The 19,922-nt window shown below is 35.3% G+C and carries 10 protein-coding genes, 2 pseudogenes and 1 riboswitch; of the genes and pseudogenes, 5 read left to right on the forward strand and 7 right to left on the reverse strand.

Translation table 11 applies throughout. The features are described 5' to 3' along the window. Positions 1 to 472: pseudogene (locus KFD70_RS19530) on the forward strand (DNA topoisomerase III); the annotation flags it as partial. Positions 473 to 511: 39 nt separating this feature from the next. On the opposite strand, the gene KFD70_RS19535 reads toward KFD70_RS19530, so the two are convergent. The 6 genes from KFD70_RS19535 to KFD70_RS19560 form a co-directional block, all read right to left on the reverse strand. Beyond that, positions 512 to 3,400: a YhgE/Pip domain-containing protein gene (locus KFD70_RS19535; RefSeq protein ID WP_336453254.1), complete on the reverse strand. Its 2,889-nt coding sequence runs from the start codon at positions 3,398 to 3,400 to the stop codon at positions 512 to 514. A gap of 310 nt (positions 3,401 to 3,710) precedes the next feature. Continuing rightward, complete coding sequence (locus tag KFD70_RS19540; protein WP_336453253.1) at positions 3,711 to 4,502, reverse strand: endonuclease/exonuclease/phosphatase family protein; 792 nt, start codon at positions 4,500 to 4,502, stop codon at positions 3,711 to 3,713. Between the two features lie 3 nt (positions 4,503 to 4,505). Continuing rightward, a complete protein-coding gene (locus KFD70_RS19545; protein WP_336453252.1) occupies positions 4,506 to 6,143 on the reverse strand; it encodes a PTS transporter subunit IIBC in 1,638 nt (545 codons plus the stop codon). Between the two features lie 188 nt (positions 6,144 to 6,331). Then, complete coding sequence (locus KFD70_RS19550) at positions 6,332 to 7,996, reverse strand: glycoside hydrolase family 13 protein (protein WP_336453251.1); 1,665 nt, start codon at positions 7,994 to 7,996, stop codon at positions 6,332 to 6,334. A 391-nt stretch (positions 7,997 to 8,387) separates the two neighbouring features. Further along, positions 8,388 to 10,052 (reverse strand): SpaH/EbpB family LPXTG-anchored major pilin, encoded by a 1,665-nt coding sequence (locus tag KFD70_RS19555; RefSeq protein ID WP_336453250.1) that lies wholly within the window; start codon positions 10,050 to 10,052, stop codon positions 8,388 to 8,390. Positions 10,053 to 10,088: 36 nt separating this feature from the next. Then, positions 10,089 to 13,721 (reverse strand): SpaA isopeptide-forming pilin-related protein, encoded by a 3,633-nt coding sequence (locus KFD70_RS19560; protein WP_336453249.1) that lies wholly within the window; start codon positions 13,719 to 13,721, stop codon positions 10,089 to 10,091. 155 nt (positions 13,722 to 13,876) lie between these two features. Further along, a riboswitch (cyclic di-GMP riboswitch) is annotated at positions 13,877 to 13,969 on the reverse strand. Between the two features lie 261 nt (positions 13,970 to 14,230). On the opposite strand from KFD70_RS19560, the pseudogene KFD70_RS19565 reads away from it, so the two are divergent. From KFD70_RS19565 to KFD70_RS19580, 4 genes and pseudogenes are all read left to right on the forward strand, one after another. Then, a pseudogene (locus KFD70_RS19565) lies at positions 14,231 to 15,576 on the forward strand (FAD-binding oxidoreductase). 449 nt (positions 15,577 to 16,025) lie between these two features. Beyond that, entirely contained in the window at positions 16,026 to 16,748 is a 723-nt protein-coding gene (locus tag KFD70_RS19570; RefSeq protein ID WP_336453248.1) for an amino acid ABC transporter ATP-binding protein, read from the forward strand. 113 nt (positions 16,749 to 16,861) lie between these two features. Continuing rightward, a complete protein-coding gene (locus KFD70_RS19575; RefSeq protein ID WP_336453247.1) occupies positions 16,862 to 17,656 on the forward strand; it encodes an ABC transporter substrate-binding protein in 795 nt (264 codons plus the stop codon). Between the two features lie 117 nt (positions 17,657 to 17,773). Continuing rightward, the gene (locus KFD70_RS19580) at positions 17,774 to 18,466 is read left to right on the forward strand and encodes an amino acid ABC transporter permease (protein WP_336453246.1); all 693 of its coding nucleotides are present in this window, start codon (positions 17,774 to 17,776) and stop codon (positions 18,464 to 18,466) included. Positions 18,467 to 18,536: 70 nt separating this feature from the next. On the opposite strand, the gene desB is transcribed toward KFD70_RS19580, so the two are convergent. Continuing rightward, positions 18,537 to 19,622: a Delta(10) desaturase DesB gene (gene desB, locus KFD70_RS19585; RefSeq protein WP_336453245.1), complete on the reverse strand. Its 1,086-nt coding sequence runs from the start codon at positions 19,620 to 19,622 to the stop codon at positions 18,537 to 18,539. Between the last annotated feature and the right edge of the window lie 300 nt (positions 19,623 to 19,922).

Raw genomic sequence — 19,922 nt, forward strand, 5'->3', positions numbered from 1 at the left:
AAAAGGAAAATTTAAAAAAGAAGTATTCATTTCAGAAATGAAAAGCTATACGAAAGAAATTGTTACCGAAATTAAAGTGAGCGATAAAAAATATAAACATGACAACATTTCAACGAAAACTTGTCCAGACTGTGGTAAACCAATGCTCGAAGTAAATGGGAAAAAGGGAAAAATGCTTGTATGCCAAGATCGCGAATGTGGTCATCGTAAAAATGTATCCCGTACGACAAATGCACGATGCCCGCAATGTAAGAAAAAGCTAGAACTTCGCGGTGAAGGAGCTGGACAAATCTTTGCATGTAAATGTGGCTATCGCGAAAAACTTTCTACATTCCAAGAGCGTCGCAAGAAAGAGTCTGGTAGTAAAGCTGATAAGCGCTACGTTCAAAAATATATGAAGCAGCAACAAAAAGAAGAAGAGCCATTAAATAATGCATTAGCAGAGGCATTAAAAAAATTAAAGTTTGATTAAAATAAAAAAGTTCCTACCGCTCTCGGTAGGAACTTTTTTTTAGTGAATAATTTTACTTCCTTTTGCATTCTCAACAAATTTTTCACTCGATTTGTTAATTGGTGTTTTCAGTAATAACGCCATAATAAGCATAATTACGACAAAGACACTTAATACAAGAAGGTCACGCAAGACAATATCCCAAAGCATTCCACCTACTGTTTCACGAATTGCACTAATTGCATACGTAAACGGTAAGAACGGATAAATTGCTTGGAAGAATGTTGGTGTCATTTGAATTGGGAATGTTCCGCCTGATCCAGCTACTTGCAGTACAAGTAAAATGATTGCCATCGATTTCCCTACGTTCCCAAAAATAGAAACGAGTGAGTATACAATACAAACAAAGACTGCACCGATAAATAGACTGAATACAACAAACCAGAACTTATTAACCACATACGTACCAAGTAAGAACATATCTCCCATTGATACGATAAACGCCTGCATAAGCCCTATCGTTAAGAACGTTAAGAAACGTCCAAAGTAAATCTCATGGCTCTTATAATTCGCGCCCGGCTCATGTACTTCTACTGTTAATAATGAAACCATTAACAATGCCCCTACCCATAACGCAAGCACTGTATAGAATGGTGACATCGCAGAACCATAGTTCGGCATCGCAAATAATTTATTTTCTTTTAAATTCACTGGATTTGCAAAATAGTCACTTTGTTTTTCAACATCATTTTTTAATAATCGGATAATGTCTTTTATATCCTCTTCCGATTCAAACTTGCGAATTTTATCTGCTAATTCTTTAATCTTTTTCTCAGTAGCTGGCATTTCAGCTTTAATATCTTCCACTTTCTTTTTACCTTCTACTAAGCCTTTAGATGAATCTTCTAGCAGTTTTTTTACATCTGGAAGCTTTTTATCTGCATCGTTTAAAATCTTAGATGTATTTTTTGACATCTCTTTTGTACGAGCAATTGCTGCATTGAAGTTCGGAACGATTTCTGAATCGTATCTTGCTAAAATGTCACCTAATTCAGCCGAAACATTTTTCGATACTTCATTAATACTTTCAATAACATCTTTTGCTGGTTGCTGTCCTTTATTAATAGCGTCAATCCCTTTATCCGTTAATTCCACGCCTTTTTGTAGACCATTTTGTGCTTTTTTCAACTTCGCAATTTGATCATTAAAGTTTTTATCGCTATTTACATCAGCTAAAACTTTGTTGGCATTCTCTAAGACAGGTATCATGTCACCAATCATATTTGAAGCTGCTTGGAATTGACCGTTTAAACTATTTAAGGCTACTTTCGTTCCATCTAACCCATTAATACCTTTATTTTGTATATCTTCCACTGCTTTTTGGGCGTTAGTTTTAACCTCTTCAATACCATCTCTTACTTTATTATATTCAGTCTTTGTCTTTTCATATGTTTCATTTATTGTATTAGTAGCTTGATCTTTAAGCCGTCCTATTTCTTCGGCAGTACTAACTGCTTTTTGATAATCCGCTACAAACGTTTCATTATAGTCTTTCTCAGCTTTATCAATTAAAGCATTCGTTGCATCTAGCTTTTGGTTAATTCCATCTCTCACATCTTGTTTTACTTCTTGCCCTGTACTAATTAGCTCATTAAGACGTTTAAATCGATTATTTAAATCTTGTTGACTATCTCTAATAGCAGTTAAATGATTTACTCTATCTCCAAAGAACTTCTTACCAAAATCAGTCGTTGCATTTTGCTGAAGTGTAGACATCATCGTAATGATTGAAGAAAGATTATCTATATGGGTTTGGAGATTATTAGAAACAGTTGTGATGTTTTTCTTGGCTATTTCAGGATCAATACTTCCATTTTGCAACCCATCCATTACACTTTTCGCATATGCCGTTCCTGTACGTGCTGAATTCAATACACTGTTTACTGTTTGATTAATCGTGCTTGCAATATTTTTATATCCCTCAGTATTTAATTCCGGAATTTGTAGTTGCGGCATTGCCGGAAACTCAGGAAGTTTAGGTAACTGTGAAAGATTTGGAACATCCAAGTTAATTCCTGGCCCCATTAAAAAGTCAGTTATGGCCGCCGCACCATCCATACCTTTTTTCAGTACCGTTAAATCTCTCTTAATTGTTCCTGGAGCATTCTTTAACGTTTCATCATTTCGTGCGAAAAATTCATCTAAACTTTTCAATGTTGCCTGCCCATCATTAATCACACTTTCTACAACAGGCAGATCCTCTTGTGCAACTTTTACAAGATCTTGTGCTCTAGTTGCATCATCTAACGCTGTATCCACAAGCGTATACATTTCTGGGAACTGTGCTTCTAGCTTGAATACAAGATCTTTTACTTTTTCGATGCTTGGTAAGTTTGTTTCTAAATCGATTCCGAGGTCATTAAACACTTGAAAAATCTCACCGTTTGCTGTTTTAACGAAGTTTTTGCTGATTTCTTCGGTTATACCTGATGCACCTTTTGCTGTAATTTTCGGTGCAATCGCATTTACCTTTTCATTCACATAATAATCTAGTTCTGGTTTTTGTGGATTGTCGCTAATTACTGTTGCAATTTTTTCAGAGAAATCTTTAGGAATTGTAATACTTGCATAATAGTCTCCGCGCTCTACTCCATAAATTGCTTGCTTTTCATCAACGAATTTCCATCCAAGGTTTTTATTCTTTTTCAAAGAATCTACAATTTCTTTCCCGATGTTAATATCTTTTCCTCTTAAATTTGATCCAACATCTTGGTTAGAAACTGCAATCGGAACTTCTTTTGTGTTTCCATATGGATCCCAAGAAGCTTTAATGTTAAACCATGCATATAACGATGGTAAAATCATTAGCCCTAATACAATTACAATCGCAGCCCAATGTTTGGCTACATTCCGTAAGTCCGTCTTATAAATACGCCATATTTGTTTCATATAAGCTATCACCTAACTATATATTTTTCCTTCTTTCGAAAATGATACATGCATTTTGTCATTATATCATTTTCTACATCGTGGATTAAACGAAAATGTACGATTTTTCCAATCAAAACACTTCACTTACTTCATTATATAACGAAGTCGATAAAGTATTCATACAAAATGACCAAATTGGTTTTACATTCAGTAATAACAAATATATAGGAAATGTCATAAAAAATACAAGTATTTTATCTTGGAAATACTTGTATTCGTAGAAAAAAATCCTCACAGCGCTTACATAGCTATGAGGATTCTTTCTATATTATATATCCAATTGAACTACTACTCCGAAATGATCTGAAATAACATTGCGATTTACACCATTGAAAATAACTTTTGAAGAAATAACTGTTGTTGGTTTGTTACTTAAAATAAGATCAATTCGTAAGTTTTGCTTATTTTCATCCCAACCAGCAATTTTTCCTTGTACAGTTGTTCCTTCATCTTTTTTCAAAGCTAGCTCATATGTGTCGTAAAATCCTTTTTGCATAAGATACTCGTATCCTTCACCTTGCAAACGAGCATTATTATTAAAATCACCCATTAAGAATGAAAGTTCATCTCCATTTACATACTCTATTAAACGATTCACTTGTCCTCGGAACGATTCTTCCTCATCATTCCACCAGCCAAGATGACAAGAATAAAATGTTATGTTCTTACCTTGATAAGAAATTGTTGCATGAACAATCTTACGTGTTTTCCAATACGCTGTATCCTTACTTTCTGAGACAAAGAAAGAACCTTGTTTTTCAATTGGATGTTTCGTTATAATCGCTGAACCTTCTTCATATATGTCATAACCAATATGCGAGAAATCCCAAACAATAGTGTACTTTTCTAATCCTAACTTCTCAAGCTCTGCAAGTAATACAAGTCCAAAGTTATCCTTTTTCTTGTTACCGCATACATTTTGAGATTTAATAGACTGACTAACCTCTTGTAAGGCAATCACATCGTAATCTTCTTCTTGAATCGTCTTAGCAAGATGTTTTATTTTTTCTACTTGGTTCTCTTCTTGCCAAGAATGACAGTTTAAAGTGAGTAATTTCATTTATTATGCACCTAACATATCTTGAATGTCTGATTTCAATACATCAGCTTTTGGACCATATACTGCTTGAACACCTTTATCTTTTACAATAAGGCCTAAAGCTCCATTTTGCTTCCATTGCGCTTCTGGTGCAACTACATCTAGATTTTTCACTGTTACACGCAAGCGTGTCATACAAGCATCTACGTCCGCAATATTATCTTTCCCACCTAACAAATCAATAACCTTTAATGCTAATGCGCCTTCTTTTACATTTGTTGCTTGTTCTGAAGATTCATCTTCGTTATCAATATAGTTACCTGCACGTCCTGGCGTTGGTAAATTGAACTTTTTAATCAAGAAATTGAATAATGTAAAGTTCAAACCAAAGAATACTGCTGATACAACAACAAAGTTAATTAAATCTCTTGTTAATCCTGCATTCACCATCATTGGTGTACGCGTAATTAGCTCGATAAAACCAAATGCATGAACGCGTAGATTAATCAAATCTGCTAGTGCAAAAGCAAGTCCAGTTGTAATTGCATATACAACATATAATACTGGTGCAATGAACATGAACATAAATTCAATTGGTTCCGTTACCCCTGTTAAAAATACTGCTAATGCAGCTGATAAGAACATTGGTTTATATTTTGCACGTTTTTCTTTATCAACATTACGGTACATCGCGAATGCAATACCGATTAATGCAGCTGTAGAACCGATAACTTGCCCTGCTTTGAAACGCGCTGGTACGACATTATTTAATAAATCGTTATAAGCTTTTGTGTCTCCATTTGCTAACAAGTTATTTAAATCTGTAATCCATGCAAGCCATAGTGGATCTTGTCCTGCGACCACTTGACCAATTTTCGATCCTGTTAACATCGTATATGTTCCGCCAAGCTCTGTATAGTTCATCGGAATCGTTAACATATGATGTAATCCAAATGGTAGTAGCAAACGCTCTAATGTCCCGTATACGAATGGTGCAACAACTGGTGCACTATCTTTAGATTCTGCAATCCAGCGACCAAATTCATTTAGTCCACTTTGAATGAATGGCCATAAAAGTGATAAAACAATCGCAGTAATTGTAGACCAAACGATAACAACGAACGGTACAAATCGTTTTCCATTAAAGAACGCTAATGCTTGTGGTAATTTATTGTAGTTATAATATTTATTGTATAAAGTAGCTCCTAAGAAACCTGTAATAATCCCTACGAATACTCCCATGTTTAATGCTGGTGCACCAAGTACAGAAGTGAAATAATCTTTTACAAGTAAATCTCCTGCTAATAATGAAGAAACCTTCGCTTTTGAATCCGCTAACATTTCAGCGTTTACACCAAATATAGCTCCCGTAATTCTATTCGTTAAGACGAATGCTAACAGCGCTGCAAATGCACCACCCGCACGATCCTTTGCCCATGATCCCCCAATTGCTACTGCAAATAAAATATGCAGGTTTGTAATAATTGCCCAACCAATGTCTTCCATTACTCTAGCAATCGTATGTACTGCATTTATATCCCCAGCAGACATACCAATTAGCTTACCAATGGAAATCATTAAGCCCGCTGCTGGCATAACTGCTACAACAACTAGCAATGCTTTCCCGAACTTCTGCCAAAAATCAAAAGACGTAATTTTCATCTGTTTCTTCCTCCCCTTTATTTATAAAATCCCTAATGATATAGATAATAATTTCTTTTTGCTTATGAAAACGATACCTTTCCAACGCAAACGTTTTCATAAACCTATTTTAATAAAAGCGTTTTCACATTGCAATATAAATTTATTATTTTTCATAAAAAAAGATGCTACAAGAGCATCCTTTTTTATTAAGAAATACGATAAACCCTTGTTTCATAAGGTTTTAACGTAATTGTAGTACTATCATTATGTTCAGCTACATCATAATTATTTAAAAGCAAACGTTTGCGTTCTAACGCAAACGAGTTCTCATTATACACAGCTTCCTCATTTGAAATATTACTAATAACAATCACTTTTTCATCATCTAACGTACGTGTATACGCATAAATTTGTGGATCGTCCTCTAAGATTAAATCATATGTTCCATAATTAAATACATTATGCTCTTTTTTAAGTGCAATCATCTTTTTATAGAAATTAAAAATAGAGTCATCCTCTACTTTCTGCTTTTGAACATTAATTTCTTTGTAATTTGGATTCATACCAAACCATGGTGTACCAGTTGTAAAACCAGCGTTTTCTTCATCGTTCCATTGCATTGGTGTGCGTGAATTATCGCGGCAAGATGCCCAAATAATTTCCATCATCTCTTGATGCGACACGCCTTCTTCAATCTTTTGACGATACAAATTCTTAATTGCTACATCATCATAATCTTCAATATTCGGGAATTGAACATTTGTCATTCCAATCTCTTGCCCTTGATAAATAAATGGTGTTCCATGCATAAAGAAGTACATCGCTCCTAAAGCTGTTGCACTTTCACGCCAATACTGCTCATCATCTCCCCATGTAGAAACGATACGAGGTTTATCATGGTTCTCAATATACAGCGCATTCCAACCTTTATTTTCTAATCCTTTTTGCCACTTTGTTAACACCTGTTTCAGTTCCACAACATCAAGCTCTTTTTTCTTTTCTGCATCCCATAAGCTTAAATGTTCAAACTGAAATACCATATTGAATTTACCATTTTCTTCTCCAACCCAAAGATCAGCATCTTCAATTTTCACACCATTTGCTTCTCCAACAGTCATAATATCGTATTTAGAAAATGTGTTTTCTTTTAACTCTTCTAAAAGCGGCTGAATCCCATCAACATTCATATGCTTATCAAAAGAAGGTACGTATGTTAAGCCTTTTGGATTCGGCATATCTTTTAAGCCTTCTTCTTTTTTTATATGACTGATTGCATCCACACGGAACCCATCAATTCCTTTATCTAACCACCAGTTTACAGTATCATATAAAGCTTCACGAACCTCTGGATTCTCCCAGTTTAAATCCGGCTGTTTACGTGAGAATATGTGTAAGAAGTATTGATCTGTTACGTCATCGTACTCCCAGGCAGAACCATTAAAAATACTCTCCCAGTTATTCGGTTCTTTTCCGTCTTTTCCATCACGCCAAATGTACCAATCACGTTTTGGATTTTCTTTAGAAGAACGGGATTCAATAAACCACGGATGCTCATCGCTCGTATGATTAATAACTAAATCAATAATAAGTTTCATACCACGTTTATGCACTTCATTTAGTAACTCGTCAAAATCAGCCATCGTTCCAAACTCATCCATAATGTCTTGATAATCGCTAATATCATATCCATTATCATCATTTGGTGATTTATACATTGGACAAATCCAAATTACATCTATTCCTAAATCCTTTAAATAATCGAGTTTTGCAATGATACCTTGTAGATCTCCAATACCGTCGCCGTTAGAATCCATAAAGCTGCGTGGATAAATTTGATAAGCAACCGCTTCTTTCCACCAAGTTTTCTTCATAATAATCTCTCCTTTTGCATCCTTTTTAAAATTTATGCAAACGTTTTCGTAACACTATCATAACAAAATATGGAGAGTTTGCAACGAGAATTTTTCATACTATCATTAAATATCTACATTTTTCTTAGAAACAATACCCTTGTTTTATTGTTATTAACTATATTTCAAGAACAAAATCGTCAAAGCCATTCTATGCATGGTATTCCACAGAACACGTACTCTTTTGGTTAACAAATTACTTACAATTAGTTGAATATACGTCCTAATAAAAAACACATCCAAAAATAATATTACATTTCATAGCACCTCTTTAATTGTGCTAAAACACAAAAAAGAGAAGAGCTACTCGCCCTCCTCTTTTCACATTACATCACTATATTTCTCTATAACCTTAGTTTTTTGCAGGTTTTTTTCTAAAGAATACAAAAGCTGCTACAGCCATTAACACAAGACCTACTACAGTGAATAGAACTGTACCCATACCACCTGTTGCAGGAAGAATCCAGCCGCTCTTGTTGTTTTCTACTGTTAATTTCACTGTTTGGTTATCTTTATCAATCGTTACATTAATTGGCTCTTTTAATTTTTGATAAGAAGCTTTTGTACCATCTTCTTTTGTATAAGTTGGTGCTTTCGTTTCGACGATTTGATACTCACCATATGGAATTTGTTCCCATTTAATTACACCATCACTATTTGATACACCTGTCATTTCTTTACCATTTACTACTACAGTGTTTCCATTTTTATCTTGTAGTTTAAATTCTGCGCCTTCTAGTTTTTTACCATCAGCCCCGTCAACTTTTGTTAATGCAATGCTACCAGTTGTTGGGACAACAATTACTGGCTTAGATTCCTTGTGGCCACTTACATCATTGTTGTTTGTAAAATCAATTGTTGCTGTATTGGGAATTTCTGTTCCAGCTGCTACTTCTTCTTTAATTTGTGATTTGATTTGTAAATGAAGCTCTTTTTTACCATTTAATTTTGAGAAATCTTTTACAGTAGCTGTTACTTTTTGTCCTTCTACAACTACTTCTACCACACTTGAATCTATTTCTACACCGTCAATTTTCACAACTGGCTTACCTTGAATCACTAATCGATTATCTAAAGTATCTGTTACAACATAATTCTTATAATCTTTAATATCCTCTGGGATCAACGTTTTAATATCATAATTGTAATCTTTTAACGGATTAATCGGTAAAAATTCTAGATCATTATTAATCTTTTTGTCAATCGTTGGTTCTTCATAGTTTTTCACTGTTACTGGCACTACTACACCAGACTTAATTGTACCATCTGCATTAATTGTACCTGACTCTTTAATTGAAAACGCATGTTTTGTTGGATCTAAAACATATCCATCTAGCGCTTTTGTTTCTTTAAAGTAGTAGTTACCATATGGTAAGTTTTCTACACGAATTGCACCATCATCGCCAGTTTTTAAACCTTCTCCATTTTCAACTACTGTGTTATCTTCATGATATAAAGTAAATTCTACGCCTTTTAATACTTTATCTTTCGCACCTGTTTTGATTAATTCTACTGCACCACGTTTTGTTTCATTCTTTGGGTACATATGAACATCATAGTTCAATTCTTTACCGTCTTTCGCTGTCATTGGAATATCAACATAATATGTGTTTTTATTTAAGTTAACATGAGCTGGACCAGCAATTTCTTTTACTTCATAACGACCTAAAGGAAGATCTGTAAATGCAGCTTGTCCATCTTTACCTGTTGTTTTTGTAATCGCTTTTGCATCTGCAACATCTTTTACAGCTTCTTTTACAATCTCTCCATCTTTTGTAATCTTTTCAAAAGATTTGATTTGTTTAATTTCAAACGTTACACCTTCTAGTGCCTTAGCATCTCCTGGAATTGTTTGACCCGCTTCACCAGTTCCTTCACCTGTTGCTGCACCTTTTTCTTGTTCGTACTTATGAATTGTTAAAGAACCTTTCTCTGGAGCTGCTGCATTTGCGAACATGCTCGGTAATGTTGCAAATGTTAATACAAACATTAAAAGCATACTAAAAATCTTTTTCATATTTATTATCTCCTTCTCTATTAATTTTTAACTCTATTAGTTACTGCTTCTTTTACAGAAAAATAAAAATACCGTGATTACCATAAGTATCGTACCGAGAAGATAGAAAATAGTGGTCCCTATTCCACCAGTGTCCGGAATTACCCATTCACTCTTCGTATTTTCTATCGTTATTTTTTGTACTGATGATCTGACCTCTATTTCAATTGGATCTCTTAAAAGCATATAGCCATCTGGAGCTTGTATTTCTTTAATCGTGTACTTTCCAAATACTAATTGGTCAGAAATTGCCTTACCATTTTCATCTGTCGTTAATTTCCCAACTTCTTTTCCATCTTTATCCAAAATTTGGAATACAGCATTTTTCAATTTCAGATTGACATTTTTCGCATCAACCTTCGTAAGTTCAATTACGCCTTTTTCTAACAATTCGTTTTCAACGGTTATCTCAATCGGCGTTTTTGTGTCTTTCGTTATTTCGAAATCATATGATTTACCGTCTAGTTTATAACCTTCTGGAGCTGTGACTTCAACTAACTTATATTCACCGATTGGTAAATCAGTTGCTCTAGCTTTTCCATCTTCGCCCGATGTGATTGTTTGGATGACCTGATCACCTTTACCCCGAACTTCGAAAACAGCACCTTCTAACGGATTGTTACTACCTTTTTCTACTTTCGTAACTTCTAACTCTCCAGCATCAACTGTATCTTCAACTAGCCCAGCATCGATTGTCATATTGTGTTCATCTTCACCAAGTTTGATAATTTCTGAGTATCCATCTTTATCAACGTTAGAATCGCTTTTTTCATCATTTCCAGCATTCTTTTGCGTCCACTTATATCCATCTGGCATTTTAAATCTAACTTGATATTCACCTGGATCTAAATTTACGAATTTGTAGTAACCCGGATTTCCTTTTTTGTCATTACCAGTTCTCGTCATACTAATGACTTTTCCATCTTTATCTAGTAACTCTACGACTACACCGTTCATACCAGTGTTTCCGTCATTTTGGATTCCGTCTTTGTTTTTATCTAGCCAAACGTAATCTCCTAATGAACTCTTTTTCGAAGCTTTTAACTGTACACCAACTCGGTTTGGCTCTGCTGGTTGAATCCATTTTCCAGTTACGTCATTTATTGCACTATATCCAAACGAATTCCATGCAATTCCAGTAGAATCATCTATATCAACTGGCGCACGCATTGACCATTCTAGTATCGCTTCTTCTCCAGGGTATACAAGTTTATTCTTATCAAATTCAAACTTAACAGCAGTTACTTTTGTTAAATCTGATGGTGGCTCTAAAGACCAGTTAGGGTCGTTGGCTCCCTTTGGATTCACGAAAACATCATTATCTTGTATCAAATCATCACGTTTCGGATTTGATGCAGTCGTATAATAAATTTTAATAAAGTCGCCTTCGGTAAGTTGAATTGGTGAAGTTAAATATGGAGTCCATTTACTACCACGTTCTTGAACATGATTCTTTGTTTGTAAAACTGATTGATCACCCTCTGCCGGGAATATATCAATTAAGACACCATTTCTTACTGCTACAGTTCCACCATTTTCAATTTTCAAGCGGTATTTTACTTCTCCACCTGGTACCGTCGTTGCAACTTCTGGTAAACCTTTCCAATCCTTATCTAATTCACCTTTTACATATTTAATTGATTTTAAAGATTGTTCTTCTTCAATTTCTATAGCATCTTCACTTTCAATGATTGGATCGGTAACATCTCCATCACCATCCAGATCATTTTCATCTTTTAATGTTTTTTGCTGCCACTCATTCGCAGATTTAATCTTTGATACATTAGACATCAGACCTGCTTTGTTGTAATACTTACCTGCCATTGCAAAGTTATTTACCTTCACTTTAAATTTCACAGTTATCGCATCACCTGATGACATATCCAACTCAGGAAAATTCCATCTTAAGAGAGTTCTTCCCTTTTCTTTATAGTTTGCTATTGTTTCTACCTTTACTTTTGCAGCATCATATGACTTCTTATCCCAACCACCTTTGGCAAGTGTATACTGCTCAGAACCAGGAACATACTCCAAACCTTTTGGTAGCCAATCTACAATGATCGGTTGTTTGAAAGGAGCAGACTGCCAATCTGCGTTACCAGTTAATTCAAATTCAACTATATCACCCTTGATGTACTTTTCTCCTGGCTTTGTTAATGCTTTTTTCTTAAATGTAACTTTTGATTCCGGATTTTCTTTTACTGTCACTTGTGCGGTAGCATCTTTTTGGTACTGCTTTCCATCGATATCATATGAAATATGTGCTGTATTTTTTAAAATGCCTTCTTTAAAATTGGGATCATCCACTTTAAAGTACAACCAAACTCCAGAACTTATAGCAAAATTCGCAGGTACTTTACCAAATTCATATCGAATTCCAGTTACTTTGTCGCCTTCAGCTAAGGATAAAGAGGAAACATCTAGCCACTCTCCTCTATTGTTACGAATGACTTTCCATTCTTTCCACTCTGGATTGTTTTTTGTTTTATATAAAAGCTTATATTCACTTACACCTAAGAATACACCAGTGTGCATTCTCGTAAAACGTAGTTGTTCATCAAAGCGATCATCTTGAAGAACAAAATTATCTATTTCCTTAGAATATTGATTTTTAATGTTATACAGTGTAAAAGCAATTTCTTCATTTTTACTGTATTCAGGCTTTTGAGCAGCCTTTACTAAATTTGAAAAAGCTTGATCTGGTGGAATAACAGGAGGTTTTGTTTCTTTATTTGAAACTGTAACATATGCATGTGTTTGTTTTGTCAGTTCCTCTTCACCTTTTGGCTTCAGCTTCGCTTCAACCCTATTTGGAATTGATTTACTTTGATTTTCACCAAAATTTTCTTCCGGAAACTTCACCTTAACTGTAACAGCCTTTTCGCCTTCTACATTCTTCAAATCCCATGTTACGGTATGTGAATTTGCATCATATTTTCCGTTATCACTCGCCGAAATAAATTGTGCTTCCTTCGGTAACAGATCTTTGATTGAAAGAGAATCTAGCGTCGTTGGACCACTAACATGTTTAGCTCGAATTGTATATTCGACTTCTTCTCCTGGCTTAATTGTCCACTTATTAGGAGTCTTACCTATATTCCATTCTGGTTTCTTAGGTGGTTCAGGTGGGACTTCTTTTTCATGTGCTACAACAGTTACATTATTAGAAGTTTTTCCTCCTTGATCAGATACAAAATCTGCTACAGCTGTAGCTGTCGTTCCATCTTTTGTTCCTTTCGGAAACTTAACTGTAATAGGAACCGCTTTAGAATCTCCATTTGGAAGAAAATCTTTAAATGTATAAATGACCGAATGCGTTTCTTTATCATATATCGCATCCGTACCACTAATCTTCCCATGTCTTACATATTCGACTTCAGGTGGTAGTTTAACAATAATTTTTGCATCTTTATGTCCACCCTCTAATCCGAATGTACTTAAATCAAGTTGATATACAAAATCTTTGTCTACATCTTTTTGCGAACCATCTCCGCCCTCTACTGAGAGCTTTAAACTGACATTCGCTTCTTTGTCATATGTTGCAGCTTCTACCATATGTATAAACGGCTGTGCAATGATTTGCATTAGCATTAAACAAATGACAAATATACTAATCTGCTTATTCTTCATACTCACGCCCCTCCATTAATATTTTTTCAGTTTAGATATCCTTGCTGTTGTTGAATATCACCCCCTTTCAGGTAAAGACGAATGCGAGTGCATACTGTCTGCGTGTTATTTTTTGACAATTCCGCAAAATAAAAAGATTGTCGGGTTGCAATTAATATTGCAACCCGACAATCTTAGTAACAGTAATTTATCACCTTAGACTCTAAGCTTTGCGACCTACCCTTTCGAATAGTGTGCCAAAAATTTCTATTTTAAAATCACATATACTAATATACTAGGTAAAAGATTTCTTTTCAACACCATTACGAAAAGAACCTACCAAATACTATCACTTTGAACAAGTTACACTGTTTCTACCTTTTTAATAGAATCCTTGCCAAATTTCAATTTGCTACTCCTTCTTTCGCAAACTATACACCTTAATCAGCTGCGAATGCTGGTAATCACTCCTAAACAAGCTTTCTCATACAATAGTAATAAAATGTTCTATAAAAGAAAGGAGCTCTATTTTGAGTCAAACAAAACTAACCGGTCGTATCGTAACTCCAACAGACCCAGAATACGATATAGCCCGAATAAACTTAAATTTAAGTATTCCAAAGCTTCCTTACATAATTGTCTTCTGTCAAAATAAAAAAGATGTATGCAATGCCTTAAAGTGGGCTAGAGAACGTCATATACCATTTCGTGTACGGAGTGGTCGCCATAGTTATGAAAATTTTTCACTATTAAACGATGGTCTTGTTATCGATGTAAGTGAAGTGAAATGAACAGAATTACAGTCTCTCAAGATCGTTTAACCGCAACCATTGAAGCTGGTGCAAATCTTGGCACTGTTTATAGAAAACTTTGGAAATACGGCGTAACACTCCCAGCTGGAACAAGTGCCAGCGTAGGAGTTGTTGGGTTAACACTTGGTGGCGGTATTGGTATGCTATCACGCCTATTCGGATTAACCTGTGATCAACTATTAGAGGTAGAGATGGTGCAAGCATCCGGTAAAAAAGGAGCGAGACTCATTCGTGCCAGCAAAATGAAGAACCCTGATTTATTTTGGGCATGCCATGGTGGAGGTGGTGGAAACTTCGGAATAGTTACATCATTAACATTTCGTGTTCATCCCATTCAAAATGTCTCTATTTTTTCGGTCACTTGGGAATGGGAAGACTTTATTAGCGCATTTCAGGCTTGGCAAAGCTGGGCGCCTTATGTAGATGAGCACCTTACTTCATCTATTGAGTTATTTTCTAAACAGCGAAATGAAATTGAAGTAAAAGGCGAATTTGTTGGTCCCCCTTCTGTTCTTCTTGACTTATTATCTCCTCTACTCCATGTAGGATCCCCTACCCTTTTTATCGATAAAGTTCCTTATATAGAAGCTGTTCAATTCTTTAATAGTGGTAATATCCCTGAAAATTTCAAACGCTCTGGTTCCTATGTATATAAACCAATTCCTCTTAGAGGAATTCAAGTTCTAAAACATTTTCTTAGTCATGCTCCCAACCCTTCAGCTAGCGTTTGGCACCAATCACTTGTAGGAGCTGTAGAAGATATCTCTCCAAATGAAACAGCTTATTTTCACCGAAAAGCAATTATTGCCCAAGAATATATTTCATCTTGGGAATGTGATGAAGAGGAAGAAGAAAATATACAATGGATTAAAAATTTGCAAAACGCTATGTCGCCATATACATTAGGCGACTGTGTCAATTGGCCTGATATTGATATTAAAGACTGGCAGCGCACTTACTATGGGACAAACTTTTCCAAATTACGGGCAGTAAAAACAAAATACGATCCATTCAATGTTTTTAAGTTTCCACAAAGCATTCCACCTTTCAAATTTCTAAAATAAGCTTCTCAATAATCTTGAAATATCCCCATTTAGATTAGGCAGAATGTCATTCTGTTCTTCCTTACATAAAGTGAAACTTCCATAAGTGGGGGCTTCATCCCCCACTTATGGTTAGCTCTCACCAATCGGGCTTTTACGGGTAGTTGATTTCCTACCTATCTTCCTTGTTTCGCTCTGAATCTTAAGGTAGGGATCTTACTGCCCGTTAATGCGGGATAAAACACAAATGACTTTTAATTGGATTCTTCACTCTCAAAAATCTAGGAAATTGAATCCCTTTTCAAATAAGAGGCCTCCCTTACTAATCATAAAAATCAAGAAAATATTTCTCACGTAATCTATACCAAAACAATGTTTTTGGCAAAAAATAAAGGGTTTTGACACTTCATGACTAATAACAAAAATAAGGGGCAACATTTGTAAAAGACAATTTTGACTGGGGGGTTGGTATGATTCAAGTTCAAAATTTAGTAAAATCGTTTGGTTCATTAGACGTTTTAAAAGGTATCAATTTAGAAGTAAAAGAAAAAGAAGTTGTTGTTTTAATTGGCGCAAGTGGTTCTGGAAAAAGCACTTTACTTCGTTGCCTTAACTTTTTAGAAATGTACGATGAAGGTGAAATTCACTTACAAGGGGAACGAATTGATCCTAAAAGTACAAACTTAAACAAAATCCGCGAAAATGTTGGAATGGTATTTCAACACTTTAACCTCTTTCCACATATGACCTCATTAGAAAACATCGTAGAAGCACCTATTCATGTAAAAAAAATAGACAAAACAAAAGCGAGAGAAATTGGAAACGATTTATTAAAAAAGGTCGGATTACAAGACAAAGCAAATGTAACACCTCACCTTTTATCTGGTGGACAAAAGCAACGTGTTGCAATCGCACGCGCACTTGCGATGAATCCAAAAATCATGCTATTTGACGAACCTACATCAGCTCTTGACCCTGAACTTGTTGGAGAAGTACTCCAAGTTATGAAGGAGCTAGCTGGCGAAGGAATGACAATGGTCATCGTCACCCATGAAATGAGTTTTGCACGAGATGTAGCAGATCGCGTCATCTTCATGGATAATGGACAAATTGTAGAAGATGCGCCACCAGAACAGTTTTTTTCAGCGCCGTCAAATGAGAGAGCAAAACAGTTTTTACGAAACATTTTATAAAAATATTTTAATCTCATACGGACAGCTTATCTCCCAATAGAAAAACTCTCATAGTACTTTGAAACGTGGCATGATTGTCCGTATGTAAAAGATAAATATCTAGGAGGGGTTTTGTGAGAAAGAAAATATTTACTGTTGTTGCAGCTATTACACTATGTGCATCATTCCTACTTGGAGCCTGTAGTAAGGAAAGTAGTACGACTTCGGGTGGTGGCGAGAAGGAATTTCGCTATGCAATGAGCGGCTTATATAAACCATTTAACTTTAAAGAAAATGACGGGAAGTTAGTTGGTTTTGATGTTGAGATTGGTGAAGCACTCGCAAAAAAAATGGGAATGAAGCCTGTTCCAGTTACAAATCCTTGGGAAACATTAATTCAAGGTCTAAAAGCAAAAAAATATGACGTCATATTAGGAAGTATGGCAATTACAGAGGATCGACTAAAGGCTGTTAATTTTTCAAACCCATATTACCGTTCTGGCGCTCAAATTTTCGTAGCTAAAAAGAATGATAGTATTTCTTCCGCAGAAGACTTAAAGGGGAAAAAAGTTGGTGTTGTAAAAGCAAGTACCTTTAAAACACTAGTTGCAAAACAAACAGATCAAATCACAGAATATGACAGTGATATTACTGCTCTTATGGATTTAGAACCAGGCCGAGTAGATGCAGTTATTACTGATCAAATGGTTGGTCTTCGTATGATTAAAGAAGGTAAGTCGAATGTAAAAGAAGCTGGCAAACCATTGAATCTTGATGAAATGGGAATTGCAATTCGCAAAGATGATAAAGAAATGGTGAAGAAGGTAAACAAGGCATTAGATGAAATCATTAAAGATGGCACATATGAAAAAATCAGTAAAAAATGGTTTGGACGAAACATTCTTGGAGAAGAGGAAAAGATAAAATAAAACGATTTACTTCTTCTAAAGAACAAATCATTTTTTACCCCATAAGCGATGCCCCACCTCAGCTGTGGGGCATTTGTATCTATTTCTGAAAATAAATTCTATATTGAGGTGACTCGAATGATTGAAATTTTCACATCTACGTATCCTACCCTTCTAAAGGCTGTTGTCATAACATTACAATTAACATTAACTTCCTTACTACTTGGTTCATTAATTGGATTACTATTTGCCTTCTTTCGTATCTCTAATAATAAAGTATTAAATAATATCGCTCATGTTTACATCGCTATTATCCGTGGTACACCGTTAATCGTACAAATCGCAATTCTTTACTTTGGTATTACATCTGTTATTGTCTTCACACCTTTTTGGGCTGGTGCAATCGCTTTGGCTATTCATAACGGGGCGTATATTACAGAAATTTTCCGCGGGTCTATTCAATCTGTCGATCGAGGGCAATTAGAAGCTGCACGCTCTCTTGGAATGTCTTATCCGCTCGCTATGCGGCGTATTATATTACCACAAGCATTTCGTTTCTCTATTCCGCCCCTAGGAAACCAATTTATTATCGGATTAAAAGATTCTTCACTTGTTGCCTATGTAGGTATGTCAGAATTATGGGGCTCCGGCCTCTCTATAGCTGCTGGTAACTTCCAACAATTAGAAACATATATTATTGTTGGGATATACTATCTTGCACTCGTACTTTTATTTACCTATCTCGTAAACCTCTTAGAGAAAAGACTTCAGCGTAAACAAAGTAATTCTTTACAAGTAAATAAAGAGAAAGAAAAGGCGGTCTCTCTTTAAAAAAGAAAAGCAAGCTACTCTTTGGTAGCTTGCTTTTGTAGTTGGAGGTTTCTAAATGATTCATCAAAAATCATGGATTCACTTTTTTGATCGTTTCTTGCTCCTCTATATGCTCCTCACGATATGAAATATTCTCAGGATCTAGTCCATTCCCTAGAGAACCATAGAAATGTTCCTTATGAGGATCAACTAATTCACTACCTTGGTAGTACACACGAGGCGTGTTCCAAAGCGCTGCTAATGCTTTTGTCATCGGCATTTCATGATAACGCTCCGGCCACATTTCTTTAATCTTCTCTTTTACTAACGGATAATATTTTGAACTCATAGCAGGAAACAGATGATGTTCCGTATGATATGAGAAATTAAAATGTAAAACGTCAACCCAGCGCGGCACTGTTACAGATAAACAGTTAGCTAGTGGATCATTCACAGGAACAATTGGGTTTAAACGATGGTTGGTTGCAATATATGCCATTACAATAAAGTTTGCAATTAGTAACGGAATCACATAAGCAAACAGCCACTTTGCAGGCCCCATAATAAATAGTAAGCTAATCCATACTGTCCATGGCAAAAGAAGTTGAAGCCATACAGATCGTTGATTCGATGACTTAAATTCTTTTATAAAATGAAAGAACATCCGAGTTGAATGTATTGTAAATTGAATTGTTAGTGACAGAAAACTAAAGAAAGAACGTACATGAAGGGGCATACGATACACCCATCTTAAAAATTTACTCTTCTTCATCTTTTCAAGCGTTGGCCACGCATCAGGATCATGTTCTTCATGCTGCGTATGAACATGATGCGTTGCATTATGCCACTTTCTCCATAATTTCGGTCCTGTAGACAACGGCATAAATGCAATCGCCCCTAAGAAATCACGAAGCCAAGCTTTTCTTACAACCGTCCCGTGCAAAATTTCATGTCCTAAAAATCCAAGTGAAGCAAAACATAATCCGAGAACAATTGCAATCCCGAGATTTGCCCACACATTTAAATCGAATAAACCAATCGTTATTAATCCAGCTACCGCCACAAGTAAATAAGCCAGTCCACCAAACAAACGAGTTGGAACTGGTTTAAATGCTTTTTTTGGCAAATGCGGCGATACACGTGCTGCATACCATCCAAACGTATGAAGCTCCTTCATCCTTTTGCCCCTTTCTTATGCCGCGCTTACGCAACTTGCATAAATCAATTCTTGTTTCCAGATTGATAAAACTAGGTAATTATAAAAAGCATTTATATACATAAATCATACTCACTCTATTGTCACTCATTTTTGCTTTTATTATTAATGAAAAACATTTCTCTTTTTACTCTTTATCAACCTTTCCACATGATGAATCATATCAATAGACTTTCTGTATTGTCAATAACTTTTATGACCTAGTAATAAAATGTGGTTATATTTTTATAATAATATTTTATTTTACCAAAGAAAAAACAT

The organism is Bacillus pfraonensis (genome assembly GCF_050768835.1).
In the GTDB taxonomy this organism is placed as follows: Bacteria; Bacillota; Bacilli; order Bacillales; family Bacillaceae_G; genus Bacillus_A; species Bacillus_A pfraonensis.

Excerpts from the sequence above, each read along its gene's own strand:
- KFD70_RS19535 (WP_336453254.1), bottom strand. The coding sequence starts at position 3,400 with ATGAAACAAATATGGCGTATTTATAAGACGGACTTACGGAATGTAGCC.
- KFD70_RS19540 (WP_336453253.1), bottom strand. The coding sequence starts at position 4,502 with ATGAAATTACTCACTTTAAACTGTCATTCTTGGCAAGAAGAGAACCAA.
- KFD70_RS19545 (WP_336453252.1), bottom strand. The coding sequence starts at position 6,143 with ATGAAAATTACGTCTTTTGATTTTTGGCAGAAGTTCGGGAAAGCATTG.
- KFD70_RS19550 (WP_336453251.1), bottom strand. The coding sequence starts at position 7,996 with ATGAAGAAAACTTGGTGGAAAGAAGCGGTTGCTTATCAAATTTATCCA.
- KFD70_RS19555 (WP_336453250.1), bottom strand. The coding sequence starts at position 10,052 with ATGAAAAAGATTTTTAGTATGCTTTTAATGTTTGTATTAACATTTGCA.
- KFD70_RS19560 (WP_336453249.1), bottom strand. The coding sequence starts at position 13,721 with ATGAAGAATAAGCAGATTAGTATATTTGTCATTTGTTTAATGCTAATG.
- KFD70_RS19570 (WP_336453248.1), top strand. The coding sequence starts at position 16,026 with ATGATTCAAGTTCAAAATTTAGTAAAATCGTTTGGTTCATTAGACGTT.
- KFD70_RS19580 (WP_336453246.1), top strand. The coding sequence starts at position 17,774 with ATGATTGAAATTTTCACATCTACGTATCCTACCCTTCTAAAGGCTGTT.
- desB (WP_336453245.1), bottom strand. The coding sequence starts at position 19,622 with ATGAAGGAGCTTCATACGTTTGGATGGTATGCAGCACGTGTATCGCCG.